Origin of the sequence: Tistrella mobilis KA081020-065, assembly GCF_000264455.2 — a bacterium.
In the GTDB taxonomy this organism is placed as follows: Bacteria; Pseudomonadota; Alphaproteobacteria; order Tistrellales; family Tistrellaceae; genus Tistrella; species Tistrella mobilis.
The window spans coordinates 385080-407500 of the sequence record NC_017956.1 but is presented as its reverse complement, the minus strand read 5'-3'; the positions used below and the strand labels follow the sequence as shown (position 1 = coordinate 407500).

The 22421-nt window shown below is 68.9% G+C and carries 17 protein-coding genes; 5 read left to right on the top strand and 12 right to left on the bottom strand.

Annotation, left to right across the window (positions count from 1 at the left end; genetic code table 11):
* Positions 1 to 81: 81 nt before the first annotated feature.
* Complete coding sequence (clpB, locus tag TMO_RS01950) at positions 82 to 2679, bottom strand: ATP-dependent chaperone ClpB (protein ID WP_014743903.1); 2598 nt, start codon at positions 2677 to 2679, stop codon at positions 82 to 84.
* Positions 2680 to 2919: 240 nt separating this feature from the next.
* Here clpB and TMO_RS01945 point away from each other — a divergent pair, with 240 nt between their 5' ends.
* Positions 2920 to 3690 (top strand): MOSC domain-containing protein, encoded by a 771-nt coding sequence (locus TMO_RS01945; protein WP_014743902.1) that lies wholly within the window; start codon positions 2920 to 2922, stop codon positions 3688 to 3690.
* Positions 3691 to 3791: 101 nt separating this feature from the next.
* Here the strand turns inward: TMO_RS01945 and TMO_RS01940 are convergent, their stop codons facing one another.
* From TMO_RS01940 to TMO_RS01905, 8 genes are all read right to left on the bottom strand, one after another.
* Positions 3792 to 4961: a DUF4167 domain-containing protein gene (locus TMO_RS01940; RefSeq protein ID WP_014743901.1), complete on the bottom strand. Its 1170-nt coding sequence runs from the start codon at positions 4959 to 4961 to the stop codon at positions 3792 to 3794.
* 177 nt (positions 4962 to 5138) lie between these two features.
* Positions 5139 to 6035: a peptide chain release factor N(5)-glutamine methyltransferase gene (gene prmC / locus TMO_RS01935; RefSeq protein WP_014743900.1), complete on the bottom strand. Its 897-nt coding sequence runs from the start codon at positions 6033 to 6035 to the stop codon at positions 5139 to 5141.
* The gene (prfA, locus tag TMO_RS01930; protein ID WP_014743899.1) at positions 6032 to 7120 is read right to left on the bottom strand and encodes a peptide chain release factor 1; all 1089 of its coding nucleotides are present in this window, start codon (positions 7118 to 7120) and stop codon (positions 6032 to 6034) included. Before prfA ends, prmC begins: the two co-directional genes overlap by 4 nt.
* A gap of 10 nt (positions 7121 to 7130) precedes the next feature.
* Positions 7131 to 8375, bottom strand: coding sequence for a histidine--tRNA ligase (gene hisS, locus TMO_RS01925; RefSeq protein WP_014743898.1), 1245 nt, complete (start codon positions 8373 to 8375; stop codon positions 7131 to 7133).
* Positions 8376 to 8440: 65 nt separating this feature from the next.
* Positions 8441 to 9580 (bottom strand): flavodoxin-dependent (E)-4-hydroxy-3-methylbut-2-enyl-diphosphate synthase, encoded by a 1140-nt coding sequence (gene ispG / locus TMO_RS01920; RefSeq protein ID WP_014743897.1) that lies wholly within the window; start codon positions 9578 to 9580, stop codon positions 8441 to 8443.
* 150 nt (positions 9581 to 9730) lie between these two features.
* Positions 9731 to 10966 carry a helix-turn-helix domain-containing protein gene (locus tag TMO_RS01915; protein WP_014743896.1) on the bottom strand — a complete coding sequence of 412 codons (1236 nt, stop codon included), beginning with the start codon at positions 10964 to 10966 and terminating at the stop codon, positions 9731 to 9733.
* Positions 10967 to 11237: 271 nt separating this feature from the next.
* Positions 11238 to 13508 (bottom strand): phosphoenolpyruvate--protein phosphotransferase, encoded by a 2271-nt coding sequence (ptsP, locus tag TMO_RS01910; protein ID WP_014743895.1) that lies wholly within the window; start codon positions 13506 to 13508, stop codon positions 11238 to 11240.
* A gap of 192 nt (positions 13509 to 13700) precedes the next feature.
* Positions 13701 to 14921, bottom strand: a complete 1221-nt coding sequence (locus TMO_RS01905; RefSeq protein WP_014743894.1) for an aspartate kinase — start codon at positions 14919 to 14921, stop codon at positions 13701 to 13703.
* A gap of 220 nt (positions 14922 to 15141) precedes the next feature.
* On the opposite strand from TMO_RS01905, the gene ubiG reads away from it, so the two are divergent.
* Complete coding sequence (gene ubiG / locus TMO_RS01900) at positions 15142 to 15894, top strand: bifunctional 2-polyprenyl-6-hydroxyphenol methylase/3-demethylubiquinol 3-O-methyltransferase UbiG (RefSeq protein ID WP_041604786.1); 753 nt, start codon at positions 15142 to 15144, stop codon at positions 15892 to 15894.
* Between the two features lie 20 nt (positions 15895 to 15914).
* Here ubiG and TMO_RS01895 read toward each other — a convergent pair whose 3' ends face one another.
* From TMO_RS01895 to TMO_RS01885, 3 genes are read right to left on the bottom strand one after another with little or no spacing between them, the layout of a single operon-like run.
* Positions 15915 to 17015, bottom strand: coding sequence for an ABC transporter substrate-binding protein (locus TMO_RS01895; RefSeq protein ID WP_014743892.1), 1101 nt, complete (start codon positions 17013 to 17015; stop codon positions 15915 to 15917).
* Complete coding sequence (locus TMO_RS01890; RefSeq protein ID WP_014743891.1) at positions 17012 to 18400, bottom strand: sensor histidine kinase; 1389 nt, start codon at positions 18398 to 18400, stop codon at positions 17012 to 17014. The genes TMO_RS01895 and TMO_RS01890 overlap by 4 nt, the downstream gene beginning before the upstream one ends.
* Positions 18401 to 18410: 10 nt before the next feature.
* Positions 18411 to 19085 (bottom strand): response regulator transcription factor, encoded by a 675-nt coding sequence (locus TMO_RS01885; RefSeq protein WP_014743890.1) that lies wholly within the window; start codon positions 19083 to 19085, stop codon positions 18411 to 18413.
* 306 nt (positions 19086 to 19391) lie between these two features.
* Between TMO_RS01885 and TMO_RS01880 the strand changes: the two genes are divergently transcribed.
* From TMO_RS01880 to TMO_RS01870, 3 genes are read left to right on the top strand one after another with little or no spacing between them, the layout of a single operon-like run.
* The gene (locus tag TMO_RS01880; RefSeq protein WP_014743888.1) at positions 19392 to 20399 is read left to right on the top strand and encodes a Bug family tripartite tricarboxylate transporter substrate binding protein; all 1008 of its coding nucleotides are present in this window, start codon (positions 19392 to 19394) and stop codon (positions 20397 to 20399) included.
* A 4-nt stretch (positions 20400 to 20403) separates the two neighbouring features.
* Positions 20404 to 20871, top strand: coding sequence for a tripartite tricarboxylate transporter TctB family protein (locus TMO_RS01875; RefSeq protein ID WP_014743887.1), 468 nt, complete (start codon positions 20404 to 20406; stop codon positions 20869 to 20871).
* Positions 20872 to 20888: 17 nt separating this feature from the next.
* Positions 20889 to 22421 (top strand): tripartite tricarboxylate transporter permease, encoded by a 1533-nt coding sequence (locus TMO_RS01870; RefSeq protein ID WP_014743886.1) that lies wholly within the window; start codon positions 20889 to 20891, stop codon positions 22419 to 22421.

The window sequence follows — 22421 nt, the reverse complement described above, 5'->3', positions numbered from 1 at the left end:
GCGCCCGCCCGGACCGCAACGAAAAACCCCCGCCCGATCGCTCGGGCGGGGGTTTCTTTACGTCTGGTCCCGGGATGCCGATCAGGCCGCCGCCGCTTCAGGCGTGCTGGTCTCGAAGACCAGCGCGCCGTCCCGGACATCCGCCCGAACCGTCGAACCCTCGGGCAGCCGGCCTTCCAGCACCATGCGCGCAAGCGGGTTCTGCACCTCGCGCTGGATGGTCCGCTTCAGCGGCCGGGCACCATAGACCGGGTCATAGCCGGCATCAGCCAGCCAGTCGCGGGCGGCAGGGCTGAGATCGAAGCCGATCTGCCGTTCGGCCAGCCGCTTGACCAGATCGGTGATCTGGATGTCGACGATCCCGCCCATATGCTCGCGGCCGAGCCGGTGGAACAGGATAATCTCATCCAGCCGGTTGAGGAATTCCGGACGGAAGGCCGCACGGACCACCGCCATCACCTGCGCCCGGACGTCTTCGGCCGGCGCACCCGGCTCCTGGCCCGCCAGAACCTCGGCGCCCAGATTGCTGGTCAGGATGATGACCGTGTTGGTGAAGTCGACCGTCCGTCCCTGACCATCGGTCAGCCGACCGTCGTCCAGAACCTGCAGCAGAACGTTGAATACGTCCGGATGGGCCTTTTCCACCTCGTCGAACAGGATCACCTGATAGGGACGCCGACGCACCGCCTCGGTCAGCACACCACCTTCGTCATAGCCGACATAGCCCGGAGGGGCGCCGATCAGCCGCGAGACGGCGTGCTTCTCCATGAACTCCGACATGTCGATGCGCAGCAGCGCCGCGTCGTCGTCGAACAGGAACTGCGCCAACGCCTTCGACAGCTCGGTCTTGCCGACGCCGGTCGGGCCAAGGAACAGGAAGGAGCCGATCGGCCGGCGAGGATCCTGCAGCCCGGCACGGGCACGCCGGACCGCTTCGGAGACCGCCGCGACCGCCTCTGCCTGGCCGATGACGCGCTCGCCCAGCACCTGCTCCATGCGCAGCAGCTTGGCCCGCTCGCCTTCCAGCATCTTGTCCACCGGCACGCCGGTCCAACGCGAGACGATCGCCGCGATATGGCCGTCGGTCACCGCCTCGTCGAGCAGCCGGCTCTTCACCTGCTCCTCGGCTGCCTTCAGCTTCCGCTCCAGTTCGGGGATCCGGCCATAGGCCAGCTCACCGGCCTTGGCCAGGTCACCGCGCCGCTGGGCGTTGGCAAGCTCCAGCCGCAGCTGGTCCAACTCCTCCTTCAGCTTCTGCACACCTTCCAGGCGGCCCTTCTCGGCCTTCCAGGACGCAGTCATGTCGGCGGTCTGCTTCTCCAGACCGGCAATCTCACCTTCCAGCTTGACCAGCCGGTCCTTCGACGCCTGATCGCTTTCGCGCTTCAGCGCCTCACGCTCGATCTTGAGCTGGATCAGCCGGCGGTCGAGCTCGTCGATCGCCTCGGGCTTGCTCTCGATCTCGATGCGCAGCCGGCTCGCCGCCTCGTCGACCAGGTCGATCGCCTTGTCGGGCAGGAAACGGTCGGTGATGTAGCGGTTCGACAGCGTCGCCGCCGCCACCACCGCGGCATCGGTGATCCGCACGCCGTGATGAAGCTCGTAGCGCTCCTTCAGGCCACGCAGGATCGAGATGGTCTCGGCCACCGTCGGTTCTTCGACCATCACCGGCTGGAAGCGCCGGGCGAGTGCGGCATCCTTCTCGATATGTTTGCGATACTCGTCGAGCGTGGTGGCACCGATGCAGCGTAGCTCGCCCCGGGCCAGCTTCGGCTTCAGAAGGTTGGAGGCATCCATCGAGCCTTCGGCTGCACCCGCCCCCACAAGGGTGTGCAGCTCGTCGATGAACAGCACCACTTCGCCCGCCGCCGCATCGATCTCCTGCAGCACGGCGCGCAGCCGCTCTTCGAACTCACCCCGATATTTGGCACCGGCGACCAGCGCCCCCAGATCAAGCGCCAGCACCTTCTTGCTGCGCAGGCTCTCGGGCACGTCGCCATTGATGATGCGCAGCGCCAGCCCCTCGACGATGGCGGTCTTGCCGACGCCGGGCTCGCCGATCAGCACCGGATTGTTCTTGGTGCGGCGGCTGAGCACCTGGATGGTGCGGCGGATCTCTTCGTCGCGGCCGATCACCGGGTCGAGCTTGCCGTCCCGCGCCGCCTGGGTGAGGTCGCGGGCATATTTCTTGAGCGCGTCATAGCCCTGCTCCGCCTGCGCGCTGTCGACCTTGCGGCCCTTGCGCATGTCGCGGATCGCGGCCTCCAGCGCCTGCGGCTTGACGCCGGCCGATGCCAGCGCCTTCTGCGCCTCGGTCCGGTCGACCAGGGCGAGCGCGAGCAGAAGGGTCTCGGCCGCGACATACTCGTCTTCCAGCCGCTTGGCCAGGGCCTCGGCCTCGGTGAACACGCGGCCGGTATCCGGCGCCAGATAAAGCTGGCCGGCACCGCTGCCTTCGACCTTGGGCAGGCGGGTGAGCGCGCGCTCGGCCGCCTCGCGCAGCTTCGCGGGGTCACCGCCCGCGGCCTGCACCAGACCCAGCCCCACGCCCTGCTCGTCATCGACCAGGACCTTCAGAAGATGTTCGGGCGTGAACTGCTGATGCCCCCGGCCCTGCGCCAGCTGCTGGGCCGCCTGGAGGAAACCCTTTGCCCGATCGGTATAGCTCTCGATATTCATGCCGTGGCGTCCCTCGACGATCGTCCGATGGAATGGCGCGCGTCCCTGGCTTTCGTGGCGACGGCGCCGACCGACCTGCCCCGGCGATCCTCCGCTGCTGCGGCCGGCCGCCGGGCGGACCGGTTGTCCCCGGCCCACATCCCATGTGGTGAACCGGCAACAGTCGTGCAAGATCGCCTCGCACCATCTTCATGCATCGCTATGATGCGGATCTGACCTGCCCTTCCAGGAGACCGAGGGATGGCCGACGGCGCCTTGATCGACATCAACCGCTTCCCCGTGAAGAGCCTGTCCGTGGACCGGCTTTCGGAAGCCCGGCTGGAAACTGGTGCCGGCCTGCCCGCCGACCGCCGCTTCGCCTTTGCGAAGATCGGCACCCAGCCCAATCCGCTCCAGCCCGAATGGCGCCCGAAGGCCGCCTTTCATGTGATGGTGACCGAACCGCGCATGGCCGCGATCGCCTGCCGCTACGACACGGAAACCGACCGGCTGGTGCTGACCCTGCCCGACGGCGAGGCCATCGCCGGCCAGGGCGACGATCCGGATTTCGCGGTCCGCGCCGGCCAGCTGGTCGCGCGTCATCTGGACCTGCCCCCGGCCAAGGCGCCGATGCTGGTCAAGGCCGGGACGGGTTCGTTCACCGACAAGGAACGCCAGATGCTCTCGATCACCAATCTGGCGAGCGGCCGGGCGCTGGCTCACGCCATGGGGCTTGCGCCGGAGGCGCTGGATCCGCTGCGGTTCCGCAACAACCTGGTTGCCGATTTCGGCGAGCCCTGGATCGAGCGCGACCTGATCGGCCGCACCATCGAAATCGGCGAGGTCGCCGTCGAGGCGGTGGCACCGGTCATTCGCTGTGCCGCCACCCATGTCCGCCCGGGCACCGCCATCCGGGATCTGGAGGTCCTGCCGGCCCTCTCCTCGACCCAGGGCCACAAGGAATTCGGCGTCTTCACCGTCGTGACCCGCCCCGGCACGATCCGCGCCGGCGATCCGATCATCATTCGCTGAGCCACGCAGGACGGAGACCTGCCCCCGGATACACGAACGCCGCCGTCGGTCATCCCGACGGCGGCGTTCGTTCAGGCAGCAATGGCAGCCGGCCGGGCTCGTCAGCCGGCCTCGCCCTCATCCTCGCTCGCCTTGCGGCGGGTGCGGGTGGTGGTCGCACGCTTGCGGACCGGCTTTTCGGCCGGTGCAGCCCCTTCGGCGGCAGCCGCTTCCGCGGCCGCGGCCATCTCGGCCTTGGTCCGGCGGGTGCGGCGCGGCTTGGGCGCCTCGGCCTCTCCGGCCTCGGCTGCCGCAGTCTCGGCGGCCTTGGCGGTCCGGCGACGCGGGGCAGGTGCCGGCTCGGCCGGCTGTTCGGCCGCCGGTGCCGAAGCGACGGGTGCCGAAGCAACGGGCACCGGCGTGGCAGGCGCCGGAGCGGCAGGTGCAGGGGCCGGAGCGGCGGGCGCCGGGGCAACCGGTGCCGCAACAGCAGGCGCAGGCTTTTCAACCGGTGCAGGCTTTTCGGCCACCGGGGCCGGCTGCTCGGCAACCGGCTGCGGCGCCGGGGTCAGATCGCCGGCCGGGCGCCGTTCACGCGGCTGCTCGCCACCGAACAGATCGCTCTCGCCACCGCGCTCGGTGTCACGCTCATCGCGGCCCTCGCCCCGATTGCCGCGACGGCCGCGACGACGGCGACCACCGCGTTCGTCATCGCGATCACCCCGGTCGGGCCGGTCGCCACGCTCGGGCCGGTCGCCGCGCTCGGAGCGATCGCCACGTTCAGGCCGATCACCGCGTTCGGGCCGATCGCCACGCTCGGCGCGGTCTCCCCGATCACGGTCCCCGCGATCGAAACGGCTGCCACGCTCGAAACGGTCGCTACGATCGCCGCGCTCATAGCGGTCGCCCCGGTTCGGGCGCTCCGCCGGCTCGGCGGCCTCGTCTTCACCCTCGGCGTCGCCGCTCTCGGTCTCGTCCTCGTCGGAGTCCGTTTCGGTCCCCGGGCGCGAGAACCGGTCCTGAACGGGGCTCCGGTCGGTGCGGTTCTCGTCCTGGGTGCCGTTCATCAGGCGCAGATAGTGCTCGGCATGCTGCAGGCAGCTTTCGGCCAGCACCCGGTCGCCCGAACTCGACGCATCACGGGCCGCAGCCAGATAGCGATCGATGACCTGGGACAAGTTGCCCTTGATCTTGCCGGCAGGGCCGTTGCTCTCAAAGATCCGGTTGCGGTTGACCGGCTGCTGCGGCCGGGGGCGACCACCACCGCCGCCACCGCCCTGCTGCCGTCCCATGCGCGTCCGCTTGGAATTCGGGCCGTTCCTCATGTCAGTCCAAGCCGTCCTATCTGTTCGGTGTTACGGCCGAACCGGCCGTCGATGTGCCAGGTGGCAAATGCTTGCGTGCCCTCTCCGCAGGGCCATCACGCCAGGATCAGGACCGTCCGCGGGTCGGGCGCAGGCTCGCAGCGCTCAGGGCGCCACCGCTGCGGCATGCCGCGCGGTCACGCAGCGTCCGATACGGCCCAGATCATTCCTTACGGATGTCGTCAATCCCAGGTCGCCGAAGAGGCGCTCCACATCCCGCGCCTGTCCTCGTCCGACTTCCACACATGCGAACCCTTCGGGGTGCAGCAGGCGTGCAATCACGGGTGCCAGCACCCGATATGCCTCGAGACCATCATCACCGCCATCAAGGGCAAGATGTGGCTCGTGCCGCGCAACCTCCGGATCCAGGGCCCGGATTTCATTGGTAGGTATATAAGGCGGGTTCGACACGATCAAGTCGAATACGTGGCCGGGTGCGGCCGAAAGCGCCGTCGCCCAGTCGCCGACGGCCACGGCCGCGCGGTCGGGCGCAATTCGCGCCAGATTGCCCCGGGCCACCCGCGCGGCAGCCTCGGAACGATCGACCGCAACCGCCCGCGCTTCGGGCAGTTCGGTGAGCAGGGCCGCGGGCAGACAGCCCGAACCGGTGCCCAGATCCAGGATCCGCCAGGGATGGCCGCGGCCGCGGCCATCGGTGTCGACGAAATCCAATACGGCCTCGATCAGGGTCTCGGTGTCGGGCCGGGGGGTCAGGACGTCGGCGGTGACATCCAGATCGATGGTCCAGAAGCCGCGGGTGCCGAAGATCTGAGACAGCGGCTCACGCGCAAGCCGCCGGGCAAGCATAGCCTCCGCCGCGGCACGCGCATCAGGCGAAACCGGCTGGTCGCCGCGGGTCAGCAGGCCGGCCGCATCCAGCCCCGTCACCCGCTCCACGATCATCCGCGCTTCCAGCCCGGCATCCGCGCCGGCGACGTCGGCCAGCCGGGCCGTCAGCATCCGACGCAGGGCATCTGCGTCACCGCCCCCGGCCGGACTCATGCGCCGGTCTCGTCCAAAGCCGCCAGCCGGGCGGCCTGATCCTCGGTCACCAGCGCCTCGATCAGCTCGCCCAACGCCTCGCCCGCCACCACCTTGTCGAGCTTATAGAGGGTGAGGCCGATGCGGTGATCCGTGACCCGGTTCTGGGGGAAGTTGTAGGTCCGGATCCGCTCGGACCGGTCCCCGGACCCGACCAGGCCGCGCCGCTCTGCCGCGCGCGCCTCGGCCGCCGCATCGCGGGCCTGCTCGAACAGCCGCGCGCGCAGGATCTTGAGCGCCTTGGCCCGGTTCTTGTGCTGCGAGCGCTCGTCCTGCTGCACCACCACAATGCCGGTCGGCAGATGGGTGATGCGAACCGCGCTGTCGGTGGTGTTCACATGCTGGCCGCCGGCACCGCTCGCCCGGAAGACGTCGATCTTCAGGTCCGCCGGATCGATGGCAATGTCGACCTCTTCCGCCTCGGGCAGGATGGCGACCGTCGCCGCCGAGGTGTGGATGCGGCCCTGGGCCTCGGTCTCGGGCACACGCTGCACCCGATGGACGCCGCTCTCGAATTTCAGCCGGCCATAGACGCCCGCCCCTTCGATCTCGGCCACGACTTCGCGGAAGCCGCCGAGGTCGCTCTCCGTCGCCTGCAGCAGCGAGACCCGCCAGCCGGCCTCCTGGGCGTAACGCTGATACATGCGGAAGAGATCGGCTGCGAACAGCGCCGCCTCTTCGCCACCGGTGCCGGCACGGATTTCAAGGATGGCGCTGCGGTCATCGGCCTCGTCGCGCGGCAGCAGCATCACCCGAACGGAGCGGTCCAGCGCCTGGCACTCGGCCTCGAGGCTCCGGCACTCTTCTTCGGCCAGCGCCCGCATCTCGGCATCGGCGGCCGGATCACCGGCCATCACACGCGCTTCGGCCAGTTCACGCGCCACCTCCCGCTGCCGGCGCACGGCCTGTGCCAGTTCGTCCAGCCCGGCGAATTCACGGGACAGGCGCACATAATCGCCCGACCCGGCAATCGCCGGGTCGGCGAGCCGTGCCGCCAGCTCTTCATGGCGGCGCAGGACCTGATCGAGCTTGGCCTGAAGCGACATGACCTGAGGGTCAGCCCCGCGCGGCCAGGCGGTCGACGAGATCGGCGAGCGCCACCTCGGTCTGGGCGCCATCATCCAGGCTCTTCAGCTGGGCGGCACCGCGGGCAAGCTCGTCATCACCGAAGATCACCGCCTGGGCGGCCCCCACACGGTCGGCGCGCTTCATGCGCTTCTTGAGGTTACCGCCGTAGCCGAGATCGACCACGACACCGGCCTTGCGCAGCCGGTGCGCCAGAACCATCGCCTCGGCCTCGGCAGCCGGGCCCAGCGGCACAAGCGCCACCGGACGGATGGTGGCCGCCGGCGGCTCGGCCAGCAGCGACAGCCGTTCGACGCCGGCCGCCCAGCCGACGCCCGGGGTCTCGGCGCCACCCATCTGGCCGATCAGCCCGTCATAGCGGCCGCCGGCGAGCACGGTGCCCTGGGCGCCCAGCCGGTCGGTCACGAATTCGAAGGTGGTGTGGCAGTAATAGTCGAGCCCGCGCACCAGATAGACATTGCGGCGATAGGGGATGCCCAGCCGGTCGAGCCCGGCCAGGACTGCCGCGAAGAAATCGGCGGCATGGGGCGTCAGGTAGTCATCGAAGCGCGGCGCGTTCGCCACCACCTCGCGGTCGTCCGCATCCTTGCTGTCCAGCACCCGCAGCGGATTGCGGTGCAGCCGCTCGCGACTGTCATCGGAGAGGCGGTCGATATGGCCTTCCAGATAGGCGACCAGCGCCGTGCGATAGGCGTTGCGGCTCTCCATGTCGCCGATCGTGTTGATCTCGAGCATGGTGTCGCCCAGCACGCCCAGCCGGTCGAGAATATCGGCGCCGAGGGCGATGACTTCGATATCGCCGCTGGGTTCGGGCACGCCCAGCAGCTCGACACCGATCTGGTGGAACTGCCGCATGCGGCCTTTCTGCGGGCGCTCGTAGCGGAACATCGGGCCGCGGTAGAAATATTTGAGCGGCACCTGCTGCAGCAGCCCGCCCGAAATGACCGCCCGGGCGACACCGGCCGTGCCCTCGGGGCGGAGCGTCAACCCCTCCCCGCCGCGATCGGCGAAGGTGTACATCTCCTTCGTCACCACGTCCGACGTGTCGCCCAGGGTGCGCTTGAACACCTCGGTGAATTCGAAGATCGGAGTCGCGATCTCGCCATAGCCATAGGTGGCGCCGACATGGGCCACCGCATCGAAGACATTGCGATAGCGCGGCATCTCGTCGGGCAGGATGTCGTGGGTGCCGCGCACCGGCTGCAGCTTGGCCAAGGCTGGGGGTCTCCGTCAGGCAGGTTCTGGGATGTCCGGGAAGGAAAGGTGCAGGGTCGCCGGGGTCAGCCCTCGGCCGCGACCTTCCGCTTCAGCGTGGTCATGGCGGTGTCACCGGCGGCGATCGCCTCGGCGCGGGCCTCGACCAGTTCGACGATATGGTCGATCAGCCGGTCGTCGCCGACCTTGTGGTCGGGCGCGCCGTTGATATAGACCAGATGATGGCCGCCGCCGCCGGTGACGCCGATCTCGGTTTCCCGCGCCTCGCCCGGACCGTTGACCACACAGCCGATCACCGACAGCGAGATCGGCACGGTGATGTGGCCCAGCCGGTCTTCCAGCTTTGCGACCGTGTCGATCACCTGGAAGCGCTGCCGGGCGCAGGAGGGGCAGGACACGATGGTCACCCCGCGCCGGCGCAGCCCCAGGCTCTTCAGGATGTCGTAGCCGACCTTCACCTCTTCGACCGGATCGGCCGAGAGCGAGACCCGGATGGTGTCGCCGATGCCCGACCAGAGCAGCATGCCGAGGCCGATCGAGGATTTGACCGTACCGGAGCGAAGACCACCCGCCTCGGTGATGCCCAGATGCAGCGGGTAGTCGCAGGCCTCCGCCAGGCCCTGATAGGCCGCGACCGCCAGGAAGACGTCGGAGGCCTTCACGCTGATCTTGGTTTCGAAGAAGTCGTTTTCTTCAAGGATGCGGATGTGGTTGAGCGCACTTTCGACCATCGCCTCGGGGCAGGGCTCGCCATAGTGCTCCAGCAGTTCCCGCTCCAGGCTGCCGGCATTGACGCCGATGCGGATCGAACAGCCGTGATCCTTCGCCGCCTTCACCACCTCGCGCACGCGGGTGGCCGAGCCGATATTGCCGGGGTTGATGCGCAGGCATGCCGCCCCCGCCTCGGCCGCCTCGATGGCGCGGCGATAGTGGAAATGGATGTCGGCAACGATCGGCACCGGGCTTCCGGCCACGATCTGCTTCAGCGCCGCGGTCGAGTCTTCGTCGGGGCAGGACACCCGCACGATATCGGCACCGGCCTCTGCCGCGCGACGGATCTGATCGAGCGTGCCGTCCACATCCGGGGTCTGGGTGTTGGTCATGGTCTGCACCGAAATCGGTGCGTCGCCACCGACCTCGACCGGACCGACCCGGATCTTGCGGCTCTGGCGCCGCTCGATATGGCGATAGGCTCTGACGGTCATGATGGCTTCCGTCGCTGATCATGGCCCGCGGACGGCAGATCGGCCGCGGATGCCGGACGTTGAAGGACTTATCAGCCGCAGCCATGTCCGGCAAGCCTCATGGAGCCGGGCCAGGGCGGCGGGGCCGGGGATAGAGCCCCCCCCGGCCGCTCAGCCCGCCGAGGCCTGCAGCGCCTGCCGGTCGAGGACGATGTTGCGCTTCACGACACCGGCCGCGCCAAGCGGTGGCAGTGTGCGGCCATCAACCTGGATCTCGATGCCGCCGGCATTGCCGGTGATCATGCTGGCGCCCACCGCCTCGGGCGGAAGGTCGTAGGTCTCGCCGGCCCGCAGGATGCGGCTGAACACGGTGCCACCACCGGGCGCACGGATCTGCAGCCAGCTGTCGGCGGTGGCGACGATACGGATGCCACTGCCCGAGGCCGGCGCCGCGGGTACCGGCGTCGATGCGGCCGGGGCAGCAGGCGCCTGAGCTGCCGGAGCCTGGGCCGCAGGAGCCGACGCAGACGGGGCCGATGCAGAAGGAGCCGGAGAAGGTGCCTGGGCAGTCGCAGTCGGCGCAGCCGCGGCAGGCGCCGGGGCCTGCGCTGCGGGGGCCGAGGTCGTGGGGGCCCGAGGGTTGGGTGCCTGAGCGGTGGGTGCCTGAGCGGTGGGTGCCTGAGCGGTGGGTGCCGAGGTCGTGGGTGCCGGGGCTGCAGGCGACGAAGTGACCGGTGCCGCCGCCGAGGATGCGGCATCGGCAGTCTCGGCCTCGTCGGTCTGGCGGTCGGTCACCTCGGCAGCGGCGCGGTCGTCGGCCGTGGTGGCCGTCTGCCCGGCCGTCGTGCCGGCACCGACCTGGGCGGCATCACGCCCCTCGCCGCCCGACTGGAGCAGATAGGCCGGCACCTCGGCGACGGTATCGGCGATCTGGTTCGGGGTCTCGCCGAAATAGCGCCAGCCGCCATAGGCGATCACGGCCAGTACGACGGCGACCACGATCACCGTGAAGCGCGGCATCTGGCCTTCTTCGGCCGGCGTCGGAAAATCGAGCGTGTTGGTCTGGGGCACATGCTGCCCCTCGGCCTTGTAGCGACGCAGCAACTCGGGCACATCCAGGCCGAGGAAGGCGCCGTAAGAGCGCAGGAAGCCCATCACATAGGCAGGCGCCGGCAGCTCGGCATAGCGGCCTTCCTCCAGCGCCTCCAGATAGAGGCGGCGGATGCGCAGCTGGTCGGCGACCTGGGCGATGTCGTGCCCCTGGCGCAGGCGCTCGCGTTTCAACAGCGCGCCGACACCGGCATAGTCGCCGGATCCGCCGGTGGGGCCGCCACCGGACCCTCCGGCCTCTCCGGCGTTCACGTCGTAGAGGTGCAGGCGGCTGCTGTTGGACGTTTGGCGCGCCATCGGCTGTCTCGATCGCTCCGGTCGCAGGGTCAGGATGCGGGCGGCACCCGCGTGAGTTTCAAGGTGGGGCAGGGGCAGGCAGCCGTCAATGCGGACATCATCGCCGCCGGCCCGGCCGGATGGCGGTGCGCAGCGGACGCACCCTGTCTTTTTTGCGGTGCCGAATTGCGCAGACCCTACTCCCCGTCGCGCCCGAGTGCAAGGGGAGGGCTGGGATGGCGGGCCCACCGGCCCGAAGCGCAAACCTGGGATAAACCAGTGAAAACCGGGCTCAGATCGCGATACCGTGATCGTGGGCAAAGGCCATCAGCCGATCGCGGACCGAGTGGTCGGGCAGATCGAGCAGCGTGTCCATATAGGACGCCAGATGGCCCCGATCGAGGCTGCGGACCATCGCCTTCACAGGCCCGATCGCACCGGCCGGCATCGACATCCGGCGGAAACCCAGACCGATCAGCGCCATCGCCTCCAGCGGCCGGCTGGCCATTTCGCCGCACAGCGACAGCTCCACATCGGCCCGGGCGCAGGCATCGACCAGATTGCGCAGGAAGCCCAGCACCGCGGGCGACAGCAGGTCGTAGCGGTCGGCCAGTTCCGGATTGCCACGGTCGCAGGCGAAGAAGAACTGCAGCAGGTCGTTGGAGCCGACCGAGATGAAATCCACCCGCTCCAGCAGAGGCTTCAACTGCCAGGCCAGCGCCGGCACTTCCAGCATCGTCCCCACCCGCACCTGGGACGGCAGGCGCTGGTGCTGGCGGCGGGCCCGCGCCACTTCCATCTGCACCAGCCGGCGGGCGGCATCGAATTCGGCAACCTCGGCGACCATCGGGAACATGATGTTCAGCTGCCGGCCGGCGCTCGCCATCAGCAGCGCCCGCACCTGGCGGCGCAGCATCGCCGGCCGGTCGAGCGTCAGGCGCAGCGAACGCCAGCCCATCGCCGGGTTTTCTTCCGGGCGATGGTTGAAATAGGGCAGCTGCTTGTCCGAGCCGACATCCAGGGTCCGGAAATAAACCGGCTTCTCCCCGGACTGGTCGAGCACGCGGGCATAAAGATCCGCCTGCGCCGCGACATCGGGGATCTGCGACCGCACCATGAAGAACAATTCGGTGCGGTAGAGACCGATCCCCTCGGCCCCGCTTTCGGCCAGCATGCCCATATCGGCAAGCAGGCCCGCATTCATCAGCAGGTTGACCCGCACATCGTCGCGGGTGATCGACGGCATGTGGCGCAGGGCGGCGAAGGCTGCCTTGCGTTCCGCCCGGGCGGCCAGCGTCAGCTGCACCGCATCGACCACATCCTCGCCCGGCCGGATGATCAGCTGGTTGTTGTCGGCATCGACGATCACCGGGTCACCGGGTGTGATGCGGCTCAACGCCCCGTCCACCCGGCCCAGAACCGGAATGTCGAGCGCCCGGGCCACGATCGCCACATGCGCGGTGGCCGAGCCTTCCTCCAGCACGAGCCCGCGCAGGCGGGTGCGGTCGTAGTCGAGCAGCTCCGCCGGCCCCATGGCGCGGGCCACGACCACCATGTCGTCGGGCAGCTCGCGGGTCTGGGGCTCGGGCTCGCCGTTCAGCAGGCCGAGCAGCCGGCCGGCGATGTCTTCAAGGTCCAGCACCCGCTCGCGCAGATAGGGGTCGCCCGAGGCGTTCAGCCGGACACGCATGTCGTCGAGCGTGCGCTTGACCGCAGCCTCGGCCGTCAGGCCGTTGCGGATGGCGTCGTTGATTTTCGAGATCCAGCCCCGGTCATGGGCGAACATCCGATAGGTCTCGAGCACCTCGCGATGCTCGCCGCCGATGGCGATGTCCGGCCGGGCCAGCATGCGGTCGACCGACGCCCTGAGCCGCTCCAGCGCCTCGGCAAGCCGCTCGGCCTCGACCTCGGGGTCTTCGGCCACCAACTGGCGGACCTCGATCGCCTGGCGATGCAGCACCGCAATGCCCATGGCGACGCCATCGGCCAGCCGCACGCCTTCGGCGCGCTGCGGCAGCGTGGCATTGCCCTCGGCTTCCAGGAATTCCGACGGGTTGACCAGATCGCCGGCGCCGATCAGCTCGGCCAGGACCATGGCGACGGTCTGGAGGGCTTCGAGCTCCTCCTCGGCATAATTGCGCCGGGTGCGGTTCTGCACCACCAGCACGCCCACCACCCGGCCGGAGCGCAGGATCGGCACGCCCATCAGGGAGTGGTAGATCTCTTCGCCGGTCTCGGGCCGGTAGGCGAAATCGGGATGCGACTGCGCATCGGAGAGCGAGAGTGCGCTCGCCTGGGCAGCGATATGGCCGACCAGGCCCTCACCCACCCGCAGCCGGGTCTTGTGGACGGCTTCGGGATTGAGACCTTCGGTCGCGAAGAGTTCGAGCACGTCGCCGGCGCGGCGGACGTAGATCGAGCACACCTCGGCGACCATGTCGGCCGCAATGACCAGCACGACCTGGTTGAGACGGGACTGCGCAGTCCCGGGCGCGGCCATGACGTCGCGCAGCCGCCTGAGCAGGCGGCGCGGTCCCGGGATGGCCGACGCCGGCGCGCTCATGTTCCGTCCGCGCGGGTCAGGCGGTGACGGCTGGGGGTCGCGCGCCGCCGGGCCGGGGCCGGATGGCGCACGGAGATCCGTGATGCGCCATCGTCCCGGCCGGCATCATGCGCTCCCGCAGACGACGTGCCGCGGTGCCAGATATGGTCAAGCCTCGGGCGGCCCGTCGTTCCGGGCCGCACAGCCGGCCGATCAAGCGGCATCCAGACCGTACTCCGCATGCAGGGCGCGCACCGCCAGCTCGGTGTACTCCTCGGCCACCAGCACGCTGATTTTGATCTCGGAGGTCGAGATCACCATGATGTTGATGCCCTTGCGCGCCAGCGCGTCGAACATCTGCGAGGCGATGCCGGCATGGCTGCGCATGCCGACGCCGATGGCCGAAACCTTGGCCACGTTGGGGTCGCTGTCGACGCGCTCGCAACCGATCTCGGCCCGGGCCTCGTCCAGCACCTTCAGCGCCCGCTCCATATCGGCCTTGCCGACCGTGAAGGTCAGGTCGGTCGCCCGGCCGTCTTCCGACACGTTCTGGACGATCATGTCGACATTGACACCGGCCTTGGCAAGCGGGCCGAAGACATGTGCCGCAATGCCCGGATGGTCGGGCACACGCACCAGGGTGATCTTGGCCTCATCGCGGCTGTACGCGATGCCGCTCACCAGCTTCTGTTCCATGATCTCGTCCTCGTCAACGACCAGGGTGCCGGGCGCGTCCGAGAAGGTGGAGCGAACCTGTACGCGTACACCATGCTTCATGGCCATCTCGACCGAGCGGGTCTGCAGGACCTTCGCTCCGAGGGAGGCCATTTCCAGCATTTCCTCGAACGTGATCTTATCAAGCTTCCGCGCCTTCGCAACGATGCGCGGATCAGTTGTGTAGACGCCGTCGACATCGGTGTAGATGTCGCAGCGGTCAGCCTTGAGGGCCGCAGCCAGCGCCACGGCCGAGGTGTCGGAGCCGCCACGGCCGAGCGTGGTGATGCGGCCGGTGGGCGAAACGCCCTGGAAACCGGCGACCACCGGCACCTCGCCGCGGCCCATGCGGGCGATCAGCTCGCCACCCTCGATCGCCTCGATCCGGGCACGACCATGGGCATCGTCGGTGCGGATCGGGATCTGCCAGCCCAGCCACGACCGGGCATGGACGCCGATCGCCTGAAGGGCGATCGACAGCAGGCCGACGGTCACCTGCTCGCCCGAGGCGACCACGGTATCGTATTCGCGGGCATCGTGGACCAGATCGGCCTCACGGCACCAGGCGACCAGCTGGTTGGTCGTCCCGGCCATCGCCGAGACCACCACGGCCACCTCGTTGCCGGCATCCACCTCGGATTTGACGCGCCTGGCGACATTCTTGATCCGCTCGATGTCGCCGACCGAAGTGCCGCCGAACTTCATCACGATGCGCGCCATGTGGGTCCGCTCCGTCGTGTCGGCCGATCCCGCCGGGCAAGGCAAGGGACCAGGGCCGTTTTCTGGTGTGAGGGCCGTTTTTTCGGGCCGTTTCCGCGAATGCCGCCGCCGTCAAGCCCTTGTCGCTTGCAGGGCGCATATTCATACTCTCCCCTGCCGGGCCGTGCAAGGATGCGCACCGGTGATCCAGCCGATGCCGAGCCCGAGGAAAATTCAGGTCATGACCCCTGCCCCCGCCACCGGAACCGTCGACGCCCGCGAGATCGACACCTTCACCCGGATGGCGGAGGAGTGGTGGGATCCGTCCGGCCCCTTCGCGCCGCTCCACGCGCTCAACCCGGCCCGGATCGGCTATATCCGGGACACGGTGTGCAAGACGCTGGGCCGGCCGGTCGACGGCATGCGCCCGCTCGACGGGCTCGCGATCATCGATATCGGCTGCGGCGGCGGCCTGGTCTCGGAACCGCTGGCACGGCTGGGCGCGGCGGTGACCGGTCTCGATGCCGGGGCACGCAACATCGCCGTCGCCTCCGCCCATGCCGCCGATGCCGGGCTCGACATCACCTACCGTGCGGCCGCGGTCGAGGATCTTGTCGCCGCCGGCGAGACCGAGGCCTTCGACGTGGTGCTCACGCTCGAAATCGTCGAGCATGTCGCCGATCCGGACCTCTTCCTCACCAGCGCCGCCCGGCTGCTCAAGCCCGGCGGCGTGCTGATCGCCTCGACGCTCAACCGCACGCCCAAGAGCTTCCTGGGCGCGATCGTGGCGGCGGAATACGTGCTGCGCTGGGTGCCGCGCGGCACCCATGACTGGCGCAAATTCCTGCGTCCCTCGGAACTCGCCCGCGGCCTGCGCAATGCCGGGCTCAGGCCGTTCGAGGCGGTAGGACTGAACCGGGATCCGGCTGCCGGCTGGCAGGTCGGCGGTTCGCTCGGCATCAACTATTTCATCGCCGCCCGCAAGCCGGGCTGAAAACACGGTCGCAGCCGGGATCATGGCGCGGGCGGCACCCCCATCTCGACCATCGACCGGCTCCAGTCGCGGATGAAGCGGCGGCGCTGGGCCGCGTCCTGAACCGCAAGCAGGGCCGGGCCGATCCGGATCGGCCGGGCGATGCCCCCCTCATCCAGCGCCCGCGGACCGGCGACGCCCGTGGGCATCGGACCGGTTTCCGAGAAGAAGAAGGCCTCGTTCCGCACCACCTCCTGGCCGCGCGCCGAAAGCAGGTAGTCGAGGAAGCGCCGGGCGAGATCCGGCCGCACCCCATGGGCGGGGATGAGCGCGCCGCGCGCCAGCACCAGCGCGTAATCCGTCGGCACCACCACCCGGATCGCCGGGTCGCTCCGGGCCGCGGCATAGGCGTAGGAGCCGAGCATGTTGTAGCCGATCAGCAGCCGGCCCGCCGCCACCTCGGCCACCACTTCCGACGTGCAGCAGCGCACCACCGCCGAGGCGCGGCCCAGGCTTTCCAGGAGCCGGCCGAAAATCGTCGTGGTCTGGCGGGCGTCGTTGAAGGCGAAGAGATAGCCGATGCCCGAGACCCGGATATCGTAGGTACCGACGCGGCCGGCATAGCGATCGATCCGCCGGCGTAGAAGATCTGCCAGTTCGACATGGGTGTGCGGCACCTCGGCCTCCGGCACCAGCCGGGCGTTGTAGACGAAGACCGCAGGCTCGATCGAGAAGCCGAAGACCTCGTTGCGCCAGTTGGCCCAGTCGGGCACCCGCTCGGTCTCGGGCGAGAGATGGGGCAGCGCGCAGCCGTCATTGGCAAGCTTCAGCAACTGGTCGACCGAGGGCGAGATCAGCAGATCGCCGAGCGGTTCGCCGGCCGTACAGGCCGCGATCGCCGCCGCCTGAAGGTCGTTGCTGACATATTCGATATAATCGACCGTCACACCGGGATTGCGGGCCTGAAAGTCCCGGATCAGCGGCCCCATCGCCGCCACATCCGTCGCCGCGTGGATGACCAGCCGGTCGGTCTCGACCGTCGGGGCGGCGAAGACCACCGTCTCGCCTTCAAGGGCCGCCACCGGCGCGGCCGCCAGCAGAGCCCATGCCAGCGCGGCGATCGCGGACATCCGGCGGATCATGCCTGCCCTCCCCTGGCCGCCAGCTGCGGCAGGGCCGCGACCACCACGAATCCACCCGCCTCAAGCCGGCGGAAACCAAGCTCTCCGCCATGGGCCGCCATCACCTCGGCGGCGATGGCGAAGCCGAGGCCGGTACCGCCATCGCCGGCGCGGGTGGTGGCGAAGCGCTGCAGCATATGCGGCCAGTCCTCCGCCGGGATGCCCGGGCCGTCATCCTCCACCTCGATCAGCGCCCGGCCGTCGCGGGCCACCACCCGCACCTCCAGCCGCGAGACGACACCATGGGTCAGAGCGTTGTCGATGCAATTGGCGATCGCTTCGCGCAGGCTGACCGGATCGCCCAGCACCATCACCGGGCCCTGGGGCGCGTCGAAGGAGACGAGCGTGTCGTGATCGATGGTGATCGGGATCGCCGAGCGGAAGGCCCGCCTGGCGACATCGACCAGATCGACCGCCTTCAGCTGCACCACATCGGCCCGATGAATGACCATGGCATGGCTCAGCAGCTGATTGGTCAGCCGCGACAGCTCGCGCAGCCGGTCCTGCACCCGGGCGAGATGCCGGCGCCCGTCCTCTCCCGCGACCGCAGGCTCCAGCAGGTCCAGCTGGGCCGAGAGCGCCGTTAAGGGGGTGCGGATCTGATGGGCGGCATCGGCGATGAATCGCTGCAACCCGCCCACCCGCTGATCCAGCCGTCCCATGAAATGGTTAATCGAGCCGACGAAGGGCGCGAGTTCGCGCGGCACCTCGGGCGAGAGTGGCGTCAGGTCATGGGGGTCGCGCCGGCCCAGCGCCTCGCCCATGCCCCGCACGGGGCGGAGCGCATAGCGGATGGCAAGCATGGTGCCGGCCACCGCCACCGCCGCCATCACCACCACCAGCCCGACCACCCGGAGCGTGAGTTCACGGGCGAGGTCCCGGCGGGCCCGTTCGGTCTGTGCCACGACCACCCGCGCCGTGCCGCTGATGGCGGGGTCGGTCAGGCGACGCGCTGCCACCGCCATCCGCACCGCTTCCCCGCCATGGTGGCCGCCGGTGACCAGCGGCTGATCGCCTATCACCCCGACAGCCCCCGGCGGAACCGCCAGATCGTCATAGCCGGTCAGCGTGCGGCCGGCGGTGTCGATCACCCGATAGAAGATCCGGTCCTGGCCCGCCAGCCCCAGCAATTCGAAGGCCGAAACCGGCAGGGAGACGGTAAGCTCGCCCTCTTCCACCGCCAGGCTCTCGGTCATCTGCAGCACGGCGCCGACCAGCAGCCGGTCATAGGCATCGTCGGCCGCCGCCCGGGCATAATACCAGGCGGCCGTGACCAGAATGACTGCACCGGCCGCAACCAGAACACCGATGCGCAGCATCAGTCTGGATGCGAGAGAGGGACGCATCTCCCCCGTCTCAGACCTGGTCATCGGTCACCAGCTGATAGCCGGCCCCCCGCACAGTGACGATGCGCACCTTCGCCCCCTCCAGCTTCTTGCGCAGCCGGCCGACATACAGCTCGATCGCGTTCGGGTTCGCCCCTTCGCCGAAGCCGAACAGCTGGTCGAGCAGTTCGTCCTTGCCGAAGACCCGCCCGGGCCGGGCGGCAAAGAGTTCAAGCAGGGTCATCTCCCGGCGCTTGAGCGGGATTTCGCGGGTGCCAAGCCGCACCTGACGGGCGGCCCGGTCGATGATCACGTCACCGCAGGTGAGCAGATTGGTCGCCTCGCCCGCCGTGCGGCGCATCAGCACCCGGGCCCGGGCTTCGAGTTCCCGAAAGTCGAAGGGCTTCACCAGATAGTCGTCGGCGCCGAGGTCGAGCCCGCCCACCCGGTCCTCCACCTCGGATCGCGCGGTCAGCAGCAGCACCGGTGTGGTGTTCCCGGCCCGCCGCAGCCGCCGCAGGATCTCGAAGCCGTCGAGCCCGGGCAGCATCACATCCAGGATCACCAGCGCGTAGTCGGTGAAGTCCAGGATCTCGGCCGCCGCCGTACCGTCCGTCTCCCAGTCGACACTGTGACCGATCGCCTCGAACCGCCGGCAGATCGCCTCGCCGACATCGTGAGTATCCTCCACCAGCAGGATGCGCATGGGCATTCCCTTCCCGCGAGAACTGCCGACCCGTTTCAGGATCTCCGGTGTCAGACAGGATCCTGACAGTTTCGCCCGCCATCATGCAGGACAATCCGCAGAGACGGATCCGTCAGAAGATGAAGGGGAGGATATCATGTTGCCCGACGCGGCAAAGACCTAGTTTTCCCAAAAATCATCAATCAAAGCATCTGCAGCCCCGCAATTATCGGAGCTGCATTTGCCCCTGCATGTCTTGATCTCTTCACGATCGTGGAGAGTAACGGGCCCTCCTTGCCAGAAATCCGGACAATCGGAGACCAGAAGATGCCCCGCAACACCCCGCGCCGCCAGATCACCACCCTGCTGCCCTTTCTTGGGCTCGGGTTCGGCCTCGCCATCACCGCCACGACCCTGGCCCCGCCGGCCATGGCCGCACCGGACCGGCCGGAATGTCTGGCCGGCGCCAAGCCGGGTGGCGGGTTCGATCTCACCTGCCGGCTGATCGCCAATGCGATGCTGCAGACGAAGCTGATCTCGCAGCCGATGATCGTGACCTATATGGAAGGCGGCGTCGGTGCCGTGGCCTACAACCATGTGATCGGCAAGCGCGCCACCGACGCCAATCTCGTCTCGGCTGCATCCTCCGGCTCGGCCCTGCTGCTGGCCCAGGGCAAGTTCGGCCGCTATGACGAGACCGCCGTGCGGTGGGTGGGCGCGCTCGGCGCCGATTACGGCGTGCTGGTGGTGGCCGCCGACTCGCCCTATCAGACCCTGGCCGAACTGATCGCCGCCTATGCCAAGGATCCAACGAAGTTCCCGGTCGCCGGTGGCGGCGCGGTTGGCTCTCAGGACTGGATGAAGGGCGTGATGCTGGCCAAGGCGGCCGGCCATCCGGCCCGGGACATGCGCTATGTGGCGCTGGAGGGCGGCGGCGCGGTGCTCACGGCGCTTGAAGGCGGCCATGTGGCCATCGGTGCCGGCGATGCGGCCGAGATGGCCCGCCATCATGCGGCGGGCAAGGTGCGCATCCTGGCGGTGATGGCACCGGAACGCCTGCCGGGGGAACTGGCCGGGGTACCGACGGCGCGCGAACAGGGCATCGACATCGAATGGCCGGTCTGGCGCGGCTACTATATCGGCCACGACGTGTCGGACGACGACTATCGCTGGTGGGTGGACCAGTTCGCGGCCCTGTCGAAGACCCCCGAATTCGAAGCGGAACGCACCGCCCGCGGGCTCTACCCCTTTACCCTGCTGGGCGCGGATTTCGAGAAGAAGGTTCAGGCCGACGTCGCCCGCTTCAAGCAGATCGCCGCTGAAGCCGGGATGTGAGGCCATGAGCGGCTCAACCGGTTCCGGCCGCGGCCACCTGCCCACCGGCAGGGTCGCTGCGGCCTGCCTTTTTCTCCTCGCCATCGCCTATGGCCTGATCGGCGCGCGGATCGACTATGCCTTCGCCTCCGATCCGCTGGGGCCGCGGGTCTTCCCCGTCGCCCTCGCCATCGCGCTCGCCGTCCTTGCCCTGCTGTTCGCGCGCCGGCCCGAAGGTGCCGAGGAGCTGCCGAAAGGGGCCCTGCTCGGCCGCACCCTGGCCATCCCGACGCTGGCGGTTGCATCCGTCCTGCTGATGGAGCCGCTGGGCTTTCCGGTCGCGATCTTCGTCCTGACCGCCGGCGTCGCCCGCGTTTTCGGCGCCGGATGGGTCAGGGCGGCCTTCGGCGGCGTGCTGCATGCCGCCCTCTGGTGGGCTGTATTCGTGGCCGCACTCGAGGTCTATCTGCCGACCGGCACCATCTTCGGCTGAGGGGGAGTTCATCACCCATGTCCTTCGATTATCTCTGGGACGGGTTCTCGGTCGCGCTCAGCCTCCAGAACCTGCTGATCGGCCTGATCGGCTGCTTTCTCGGCACCATGATCGGCGCCCTGCCGGCGATCGGTCCGATCAACGGCATCGCGCTGCTGCTGCCCATCGCCTACACCATGGGTCTGCCGCCCGAGAGCACCATGATCCTGCTCGCCGCGATCTATTGCGGGGCCGAGTATGGCGGACGGATCTCCTCGATCCTGCTCAACGTGCCGGGGGATGCCGGCGCGGTGATGACGGCGCTCGACGGCTATCCGATGGCCCGCCAGGGCCGTGCCGGCGAGGCGCTGATGTTGAGCGGCCTCGCCTCCTTCACCGGCGGCATCATCGGGGCGACCGGCCTCGCCCTGTTCGCGCCGGTCCTGGCCGGTCTCGCCACCGGCTTCGGTCCGGCGGAGTATTTCGTGCTGATGGTCTTCGCCTTCTCGACCCTGGGCTCGATGATGGGCGCCCGGCCGGTGAAGACCCTGGTCGGCTGCGTGCTCGGCCTGATGCTGGCGACCATCGGGCTGGATGCCACCTCGGGCGCCTATCGTTTCACCTTCGGCGAGCCGGAACTCGGCGACGGCATCGAATTCGTCGTGCTGGTGATCGGCCTGTTCTCGATCTCGGAAGCGCTGATCCTGCTGGAGAAGCAGGCGGCGGGTACCGAAATCATCCGCGGCCTGGGGCGGATGACCGCGCGGCTTTCCGACATCCGTCGCGGCATCGGCACGGCGCTGCGCTCCAGCGGCATCGGTTTCGTGGTCGGCGTGCTGCCGGGCACCGGCGCCTCGGTTTCCAGCGCCATCGCCTATATGACCGAAAAGCGGATCTCGGACCGCGACGGCAGTTTCGGCAAGGGTGACCCGCGCGGGCTGGTGGCACCGGAAGCCGCCAACAACGCCACCTCCTGTGGCGCCTTCGTGCCCATGCTGACCCTGGGCGTGCCCGGATCCGGCACGACGGCGGTGATGCTGGGGGCGCTGATGCTCTACAACATCCAGCCCGGCCCGACGCTGATGACCGACCGGCCGGAAATCGTCGGCGGGCTGATCGCCTCGCTCTTCATCGGCAACATCCTGCTGCTGGCGCTGAATCTGCCGCTGGTCCGGATCTTCACCCGGGTGCTGACGGTGCCGAACTGGGTGCTGGTTCCAGGCATTCTGGTGCTGTCGATCGTGGGCGTCTACTCCACCCACGCCTCCGCCTTCTCGGTACTGCTGATGCTGGGCATCGGCATGGCCGGCTGGCTGCTACGCAAGACCGGCTTCGACATGGCGCCGATTATCCTGGGCTTCGTGCTCGGCCGGGTGATGGAGGTCAACCTGCGCAATGCGCTCGCCATCAGCGGCGGCGATATCGGCATCCTGTTCGAGAGCACCATCTCGATCGTGCTCTGGATCGCGGCCGCCCTGGTCGCGGTGCTGCCGCTGGTGCTGGGCCGGCGGCTGAAGCGGGCGACCGCACCGGAAGCCAGCATCCCTGACGCCGAAGAACGGCCGGCCTGA

Bases quoted from the DNA above. Each gene is read 5' to 3' on its own strand.
- clpB (WP_014743903.1), bottom strand. From the start codon at position 2,679: ATGAATATCGAGAGCTATACCGATCGGGCAAAGGGTTTCCTCCAGGCG.
- TMO_RS01945 (WP_014743902.1), top strand. From the start codon at position 2,920: ATGGCCGACGGCGCCTTGATCGACATCAACCGCTTCCCCGTGAAGAGC.
- TMO_RS01940 (WP_014743901.1), bottom strand. From the start codon at position 4,961: ATGGGACGGCAGCAGGGCGGTGGCGGCGGTGGTGGTCGCCCCCGGCCG.
- prmC (WP_014743900.1), bottom strand. From the start codon at position 6,035: ATGAGTCCGGCCGGGGGCGGTGACGCAGATGCCCTGCGTCGGATGCTG.
- prfA (WP_014743899.1), bottom strand. From the start codon at position 7,120: ATGTCGCTTCAGGCCAAGCTCGATCAGGTCCTGCGCCGCCATGAAGAG.
- ispG (WP_014743897.1), bottom strand. From the start codon at position 9,580: ATGACCGTCAGAGCCTATCGCCATATCGAGCGGCGCCAGAGCCGCAAG.
- TMO_RS01915 (WP_014743896.1), bottom strand. From the start codon at position 10,966: ATGGCGCGCCAAACGTCCAACAGCAGCCGCCTGCACCTCTACGACGTG.
- ptsP (WP_014743895.1), bottom strand. From the start codon at position 13,508: ATGAGCGCGCCGGCGTCGGCCATCCCGGGACCGCGCCGCCTGCTCAGG.
- TMO_RS01905 (WP_014743894.1), bottom strand. From the start codon at position 14,921: ATGGCGCGCATCGTGATGAAGTTCGGCGGCACTTCGGTCGGCGACATC.
- ubiG (WP_041604786.1), top strand. From the start codon at position 15,142: ATGACCCCTGCCCCCGCCACCGGAACCGTCGACGCCCGCGAGATCGAC.
- TMO_RS01895 (WP_014743892.1), bottom strand. From the start codon at position 17,015: ATGATCCGCCGGATGTCCGCGATCGCCGCGCTGGCATGGGCTCTGCTG.
- TMO_RS01890 (WP_014743891.1), bottom strand. From the start codon at position 18,400: ATGCGTCCCTCTCTCGCATCCAGACTGATGCTGCGCATCGGTGTTCTG.
- TMO_RS01885 (WP_014743890.1), bottom strand. From the start codon at position 19,085: ATGCGCATCCTGCTGGTGGAGGATACTCACGATGTCGGCGAGGCGATC.
- TMO_RS01880 (WP_014743888.1), top strand. From the start codon at position 19,392: ATGCCCCGCAACACCCCGCGCCGCCAGATCACCACCCTGCTGCCCTTT.
- TMO_RS01875 (WP_014743887.1), top strand. From the start codon at position 20,404: ATGAGCGGCTCAACCGGTTCCGGCCGCGGCCACCTGCCCACCGGCAGG.
- TMO_RS01870 (WP_014743886.1), top strand. From the start codon at position 20,889: ATGTCCTTCGATTATCTCTGGGACGGGTTCTCGGTCGCGCTCAGCCTC.